At 59.0% G+C, this 6,905-nt stretch carries 7 protein-coding genes; 3 read left to right on the plus strand and 4 right to left on the minus strand.

Annotation, left to right across the window (positions count from 1 at the left end; genetic code table 11):
• Positions 1-122 precede the first annotated feature (122 nt).
• The 3 genes from QRN45_RS12590 to QRN45_RS12600 form a co-directional block, all read right to left on the minus strand.
• Positions 123-989: a DUF6602 domain-containing protein gene (locus QRN45_RS12590; RefSeq protein ID WP_284763575.1), complete on the minus strand. Its 867-nt coding sequence runs from the start codon at positions 987-989 to the stop codon at positions 123-125.
• 93 nt (positions 990-1,082) lie between these two features.
• Entirely contained in the window at positions 1,083-2,003 is a 921-nt protein-coding gene (locus tag QRN45_RS12595; RefSeq protein ID WP_284763576.1) for a tyrosine-type recombinase/integrase, read from the minus strand.
• A gap of 1,455 nt (positions 2,004-3,458) precedes the next feature.
• On the minus strand, positions 3,459-3,929 hold the full coding sequence (locus QRN45_RS12600; RefSeq protein WP_284763577.1) for a hypothetical protein: 471 nt from the start codon (positions 3,927-3,929) through the stop codon (positions 3,459-3,461).
• Positions 3,930-4,064: 135 nt separating this feature from the next.
• Here QRN45_RS12600 and QRN45_RS12605 point away from each other — a divergent pair, with 135 nt between their 5' ends.
• Entirely contained in the window at positions 4,065-4,616 is a 552-nt protein-coding gene (locus tag QRN45_RS12605) for a hypothetical protein (RefSeq protein ID WP_284763578.1), read from the plus strand.
• A 10-nt stretch (positions 4,617-4,626) separates the two neighbouring features.
• Positions 4,627-5,121, plus strand: a complete 495-nt coding sequence (locus QRN45_RS12610) for a hypothetical protein (RefSeq protein WP_284763579.1) — start codon at positions 4,627-4,629, stop codon at positions 5,119-5,121.
• 98 nt (positions 5,122-5,219) lie between these two features.
• Here the strand turns inward: QRN45_RS12610 and QRN45_RS20920 are convergent, their stop codons facing one another.
• The gene (locus QRN45_RS20920) at positions 5,220-5,540 is read right to left on the minus strand and encodes a helix-turn-helix domain-containing protein (RefSeq protein WP_350309770.1); all 321 of its coding nucleotides are present in this window, start codon (positions 5,538-5,540) and stop codon (positions 5,220-5,222) included.
• A gap of 999 nt (positions 5,541-6,539) precedes the next feature.
• Here QRN45_RS20920 and QRN45_RS20925 point away from each other — a divergent pair.
• Complete coding sequence (locus QRN45_RS20925) at positions 6,540-6,818, plus strand: endonuclease domain-containing protein (RefSeq protein ID WP_350309771.1); 279 nt, start codon at positions 6,540-6,542, stop codon at positions 6,816-6,818.
• The last annotated feature ends 87 nt before the right edge of the window (positions 6,819-6,905 follow it).

The following is a 6,905-nucleotide window of genomic DNA, read 5'->3' on the forward strand; positions in this document are numbered from 1 at the left end:
CTGCGCTGGCGCTCCACCTGCAAGAGGATGGGCCAGTGATAGTCGTAAGTGCAGATGAGTCGGAGATCCTGGATCGTTGCACGCTGCCTGAGGCATGCGACGACCTTGGCCTCGAATGCTGTTCAGTTGACGAGTTCCTGGGGCAAGTGGACTTCAATTTGCTCGCTGCCGTCTAACGAATAGACCACACTTGGCCAGCTGTCAGGACTGACGTAAGCTCCGAGCCACTCGGAGTCGGCGGCACCCGCAGCGCCTAAAGCTGCCAGAAGACGTTCATTAAACAGAAGGAGAGCACGACCAGCGTCCACTTCGACATGGAGATCGTGAACGCCCTTGGCGGGCCACGTCTTGCGGCCCGATCTACGTAAAGTCGCCCTCGTTGTTGGGTCAGAAATGACGTGGACTGCGCCGTCGTCGTCTGTTGCGGGAAACATTCTTATGTCAAACGAATCTCCATTTTTCCTTCCGAACACTCCGGCCTCCACCACGCAGAAAAAATCTGGTTGGTCCGCCTCAGGCAGCTGCAGTATCCACTTCGCCAGCGTGCTCGGGTTGGTGCCGCATTGGTAGCCCAGCAGAGCAAGTGGCATGTCGTATCCCTTGGAGTGGTGGAGACCCCGGAACTTTTGCACCTTTCTCTGGAAATCATCCACCTCACCTTTGGTCATGGTCGACTTCACTTCAACGACCAAGAGGACCGATTCAATAGGGTGGAGGATCTCTTCTGTCTGCGCAAACAGACTTGGTTGCTTGTCTACAGAGGTTATGAGTGCATCGGACTGCGGCGAATGTCCGCCGCGGGAGTCGATAACCTCTCCGGTTTTGACCTTTACCGAGTTAGGGACCATGCGGGCCATGAGCCCTTTCAGAGCTTCTTCATTAGCCCGTCCCCGCTCGCCGTTATGGGTGACGGTTCCGCTTAGCTTTCGAACTTCGATAACCAATCGTTCAGCGACTCCCGCCCAGTACGTTTCCACCTTAGAAGCCAAGACGTTCTCCCACCGCTCCCCCTGCAAGCACGTTGCGACGTACCTGCCTCTCCATAAACATTGACTGTAACAAAAAGCGTAGGTGAAGCGCGGTCAGGCCAAGGCACGCGCTACGTCGTAGCTTGCCGCCTTTGCCAGCGTTCCCCGCGCCCGGTCATAGCGGCGCGTGGTCCGGGGGTCGGCATGGCCCATGCTGTCTTGGAGGTCGTGCAGGGTGGTTCCCGCGTCCAGTGCCACCGTTGCGAACGTGTGGCGCAGTGAGTGCGGGCTGATCTTCCCCTCGATACCAGCCGCCTTAGCCAGCCGCTGCACAGTACGGAACGCCTCAGACGCTGCCCACCGCTTCCCGGTAGCCGTCGTGAACAAGGGCAGGCCAGCGCCTGCCGTGCCTGCCGCCAGCTCCCGGCCGGTTGTTCCAAGATAGGCATTCAGAGCATCCACAGCGGGGGCCGGCACGGCCACCTTTCCATCCTTGCCACCTTTGCGCCGGATGCTCAGCGTCCGGTGGCCGGTGTCGTGGCCGTAGTCCGTTGTGCTGGCGTTCAGCGCCTCACTGAGGCGGATCCCGGTGAACAGCAACAGGGACACAAGAGCGTGGGAGCGCGGGCCGTCAGCCCGTGCCGCCTTCAGCAACGCCTTCGCCTGGTCTTTGGTCATGCCCTCAGTGCTGGAGTGGTCAGCGTCCACCTTGGGACGCTTCGCCAGCTCCACCGGGTTCCCCCCACCGATCACGTCAACGGATACCGCGTAACGGTAGAAGCTGGAGAGCGCCGCCAGCTTGGCTGCCACGGTGGCAGGTGACCCTGCCAGCGTGTGCCGGTAGCCGTCGATGATTGGACGCTTCACACCCAGCAGGTCCATTCCCCTGGCGTCCAGCCATGAGCAGAAGTCAGTCATGCTCCTGCTGTAAGCGCGGAGCGTGTGCGGTGAGCTTTGCGCCAGCTTCCACGCGGCAATGATGTGGCCGTGCCGTTGCTCATTCCCTGCCGGGGTGCTGATCGGTTCAAGTTCCATGCCCACATGATAACTGACATTATCGTGTGTGCTTGCTGGCACCAAACGGTTGACTGTTCCGCTTGCTTGCGCCAAGCTTATTGGACCAGCGGAGTACTTTTTGGTATAAACGCTGGTTCTGTAAAGGAGATTAATGCATCCTGTATTTCATTACTCTGAGAGCGTGAAGGACTAAAGCCCATGTGGGCCGCCGTCGTTAGCAATTTGGTATCGACGGTGGGCATCATAGGTGTCGCATGTCTCGTCGGTATAGAACTAGTTTCTCTCGGTGCCGCATGTGTGGCGAAGAGGCTAGGAATGTCCGGTGAGTGCCGCACCAGGCTCCTCCGCGTACACCTCCGTTGGTGCGCAAAGCGCACTTGCGTGAAAAAGTGCAACTGCCGGTAATACTTGACGGCAGGCATACACCAGCTTGATCTCATGCCCCGCGAGCACCGACGCGGGGCACTTTATTTGCCCTTGTTTAGGCGCCAACTTCTCTTCTCGCTTGTAGACGTGGCATGCCACCTGGCCCGGGGTCACCTTCTCCGTGGAGCTTGTACGCGAACCTTCTATGCGCTGCCCGCATTTTCGCGGGCGGCGGCCAGTGCCGGAAGACTAGTCCACGGTCCGGGCAGTTCTCCCGGCAGCGAGCACTTTCCCGGCAAAGAGAAGCCGCGGGCTAGTACCCCGGGACGGTAACGCGGTTGCCACGAAGTCCCCAATTTGCCTCTGCTCCTTCGTCGTGAGCCCGCCCTGACCCAAAGCGGGGCCGGGGGGTCCCCGCGGAGGGGCCGACGGGTCGCCCGGTAGTGGATAGCGCCTTCGATCGCGAACGGGTTGGGAAGCTTCGCCAGCCTACACCTGCCTCGGCGGATGGGGCATTTGGCGACAGTGGATTCTGGCACAATCGCGGTCGGGAGATAGGTGAGAATCTCACCAGCTGCTTACGGTCGGAGAAGCCGCAGCGCTCAAGTGACTAGTCCTTGGGGACAATTGAGATTTTTGTGTGGTGCTCTCGTTTTCTCAGCCGTGTTGCTGACTGCTTGCGGAGCACGCTTTGGGACTGAGAGAGGTTGCTGGGGCCGGACCTGAGCGAAATGGACAGAGAATGGGCGAAGACCGTCCTTGAATGGTGGGGCGACAATGCCACGGCTTGTCTTTCTCCGAGCTACATCTTTGGCCCCCGCGACAAGGTCGATCCACTGCGGGCCAAGGAACACCAGACGCAAGTTGTTGTCCAGTGGATTCTTCGGCTAGAGACGCTTCCCATGCTTATGCATCCATCGGGCGCCTCGGAGTTCGTTGCGCTGGTTCCTGGCATCGAACGGGTCAAGTACGCTCTTGGCGTTCTGACAACTGAGATGGAAACCCGGGCGCGTCTCGGAAGCTCCGGTGGATCGATGATTGTGAGGTATTACGGGTTGCCGAAGAAACTTAATAACGGTGAGGGACGAAGGCGCACTTCGTCACCTTTCAGTGGCCGTGCGGCACGTCCTCTGGCTTTAGATATTCACCGATTCCGTGCACCCGCCACTCTCCAAGCTCCGGTCGCCATACGAGCGTGACCACTCCGGCAGCGGCAATTATTTGCTCGTCGAGCACTTGGTAGCTGTCCGTGACGCCCGAGAGAATTTTGAAGTATGCAACGTCATCGTCTCCTAGCGCTCTCTCTGCGAATGATCCATACCCTGCGTCCTGCACAGAGTCGAGGAACGTCGCCGCAGCGCTGAAGTCGCCCCAGGCGGAAAGTGATTCGGGCGTGACGAAACGCGTAAGTACAGGCCTGAAATACTTCGGATCTGATAAAGCGTTGCAAAACATAGTCCCTACGGCCACGGGGTCTTGCAGGGAAGGTTCAGGCAGAGCGCTTGCGGCTTCCTCGTGGCCAGTCAAGCGTCGCCACTCGGCAGCTGGCCGGTCCTCGGGATGCATGTTGTGGTTCACGTGCAAAACAGTAGTTGCGGATCGAGCACTCTGCGCTCCGCAACACCCCTAATCCGTCTGGATGGGTGAGCGAAACTTTTTGCACTGAGTGGGCTAAGCTCGCGCGTGACAGCGATCACTATTTTGGGGGTAACCGTGACCACTACAACTATCGACGCCGCGGACGAACTCGTTGAACGTTTCTACAGTTCCGGCTGGATGCTGTCGTGGGAAAGTCAGCAAAAGTCCGGGCCTGGGGGCCGTCGTGAGTGGCCTTGGCTCCTGGCAGACGTCATATCGAAGTTTGTCGCCGCCACGGCGGGGCAGGTCATCGAGCTAGCCGACGCCACTGTGCGGGATGAGAAGCAGGTCGAGTTCATTGTCGTCACAAGCGAAGTCGTAGCCTTCCTGAGCGTGGACATAGAGAATGAAATTCCGCACATTGCCCCTTCTTTGCGGCTGATTCCTAGGTCCAGTCTTAGGGAAATAAAGATCGTGAAAGGCGTCAACCTGGGCGGTCCGAAGTGGAGCCACAGAGAGTCTGAAGGAGTCGTCATCGAAGTGGATTTCGGCGTTGAAGACATTAAGACTCTGCCGTTGAATCCGGACGATGTCCGGCAGGTACGGTTTGAGAAAGAAGGCACGCCACCGGTTCACGCGGACTTGGAGAAGTTGCTTCCCGGCCTGTTGCGCGACTTGAACAGGTAGTTCCTGACCAATGGGACTCCTCACGACAAGGCAGAAGCAGGAACTCATCAAACCGTTGTTGCTATTCCTCTTGATCGGCGGGTTTGTCGGTGCGCTGTGGCAGGGAAATCCCGTTGCCCTCACCGTCTTGGTCATTTTGGTCTTGGCTGTCGGAGCGGCGATCTTCTTCAACGTCCGCAAAAACCGAAGTCTCGCTGCTGCCAAGGCTGAGCAACGACGGCTGGATTCGATTGCCCTTGAAAATGCCCAACGCCGGGTGGACGAGGCAGCGAAGCGGACGGCGGTGACACGTGAACGGCTCCGGCAGGTTCGATTCAAGGCCGCCGATCAGGTCACGGTCAATTTCCAGATTCCGATCATGTCCAACGACACCTTGGAATCCTTGACGGTGCGGGTCATGGAGGATTACGCCGAGCGGGGAGGGACGATATCCGTGACGGAAGCTAAGGCCATGGCTGCCAAGGCACTGGCCGAACAGAGCCAAAGCGAACAAGCCACAGACTGACGCCGAGAGACTCCACCAGGAACGGTAGGGTGGGGTCTCTCTTTGAGCACTTCCGACCGCCACCCGGTTAACACTTCGTGCCGGCCGGTCAGCAGGCTTCAGCTGCCTGCGTCGCGCATGGGTCGACGACCGCCTCGAAAAGGCTTGCTTGCGGCCGGTCCCTTTGGATCGCGAAGGAAGTCCGTCACGGGGACGTCCAGAACGTCCGCGATGTCCCAGAGTCGCTCATAGGCAACACTCTTTCGGCCCCACTCGATCCCAATGATCATGTTCCGGCTGAGCCCCGACTCTAGCGCCAATGCCTCTTGAGACAGGTCCTGAGCTAGACGAATTTCCCTGATTCGTGCCCCCACGCTCTGCCTGCGGGCAGCCCAGCGAAGCGTCTGCTCTTCGGAAGACTGGGCGGGACGGGTGGGCATGAATCAATGCCAACCAATGATGTCCCTGTTGTCTGCTCTACTAGTGATACATAGGTCACTTGACAAGACGGGAGCCGCGACATGTGGTTGATGGACGGAAGCGCAGACGGGCCGGAAGTACCGCAACTGACCAGGCCTGAAGATAGCCACCTGGATGCTTCCGCAAACCCCGCTTCCGTTTCTAACTCTGCCGACGCGAAGGACGGGAGTCCGAGGCGGGTGAAGTGTTCCGGTCCCGGCCGTAACGGGGACCAGTTTTGCGGAAAGCCAACTGCAACCAAATCGTCCACGCTATGCCTGTCGCACCGGGAGCAAGACAGGAACCACGGATCCCTCAAACCCCTTAGGACAAGGACCTCAAAGTCAACCTGCATTGGACCGGGACCAGACGGCGACGGTGAACTGTGCGGACGCAAGGTATACAGCCGCCCCGTCGGTCAGGACGATGGAATTTGCAAGACCCATTACGACCAAAAAAAGCGGGGCGGTCCGCTGCGCCCCATTGAGAGGCGCCTGGCCCCGATATCGACCACCAAATGCAGCGGCCCCGGCCGAGATGGATCGGAGCGGTGCGAGCGTTTGGCCGTGGCGCGCGATACTCTGCTTTGTTCCCCGCACGACAGGCAATTCAAGAGGAACAACGGCGTCTTGAAGCCCATCAGGCGTATCAACACACCGGACGGTCCCTGCGTAGGTCCGGGTGCCGAAGGTTCCTTGTGTGGTCGTCCAATTGAGAATAAGACGCACCGATTGTGCGGTGGGCACTACGCCCAAAAGAACCGTGCCAGAGAGCTCGTGCCGCTGAAAGTCCTGAGAAAAAGTGGCGAAATCAGGCGGTGTAGCTTCCCCGGCTGGAGTGCCGTGCTCGACAGGGATCCCGATGGAAACAAGCTCTGTAAACATTGCGATCGGTGGTTGCCAGTCGAAGAGTTTACCAAATGCTCAGCCGCCCGGGACGGCCTGAACTACTTGTGCAGGCGTTGCAACGCCTCCAAAAGGATGAAGGCGAGGTACGGCATCGACCTTGACCACTATGAAGTCCTGCTTGACGCCCAGCATGGTCACTGCGCCATCTGCCCCAAAGGACCGGCGCCGGGGAGGCGCCTAGCAGTGGATCACGACCACAAATGCTGCCCGGGGACGGTTTCATGCGGGAAATGCCTCAGTGGGCTCTTGTGTCCCAACTGTAATCGAGCGCTAGGACTGTTCGGGGAAAATTCCATGACGCTCAGGAGCGCCGCCGTATACATCCTGCTGAACAAATCCGCCGAGTTCTAAGGGATTTCGTCGACCAGATTGGTTCCGTGAATAGTGGAGTCCCGCATAGTGGTGTAACGCCACGGTGGTTGTCTGCGTCGTTGCTGA

It is taken from the genome of Arthrobacter sp. efr-133-R2A-63 (genome assembly GCF_030209795.1).
Classification (GTDB): Bacteria; Actinomycetota; Actinomycetes; order Actinomycetales; family Micrococcaceae; genus Arthrobacter; species Arthrobacter bambusae_A.

Bases quoted from the DNA above. Each gene is read 5' to 3' on its own strand.
- QRN45_RS12595 (WP_284763576.1), bottom strand. From the start codon at position 2,003: ATGGAACTTGAACCGATCAGCACCCCGGCAGGGAATGAGCAACGGCAC.
- QRN45_RS12610 (WP_284763579.1), top strand. From the start codon at position 4,627: ATGGGACTCCTCACGACAAGGCAGAAGCAGGAACTCATCAAACCGTTG.
- QRN45_RS20920 (WP_350309770.1), bottom strand. From the start codon at position 5,540: ATGCCCACCCGTCCCGCCCAGTCTTCCGAAGAGCAGACGCTTCGCTGG.
- QRN45_RS20925 (WP_350309771.1), top strand. From the start codon at position 6,540: ATGAAGGCGAGGTACGGCATCGACCTTGACCACTATGAAGTCCTGCTT.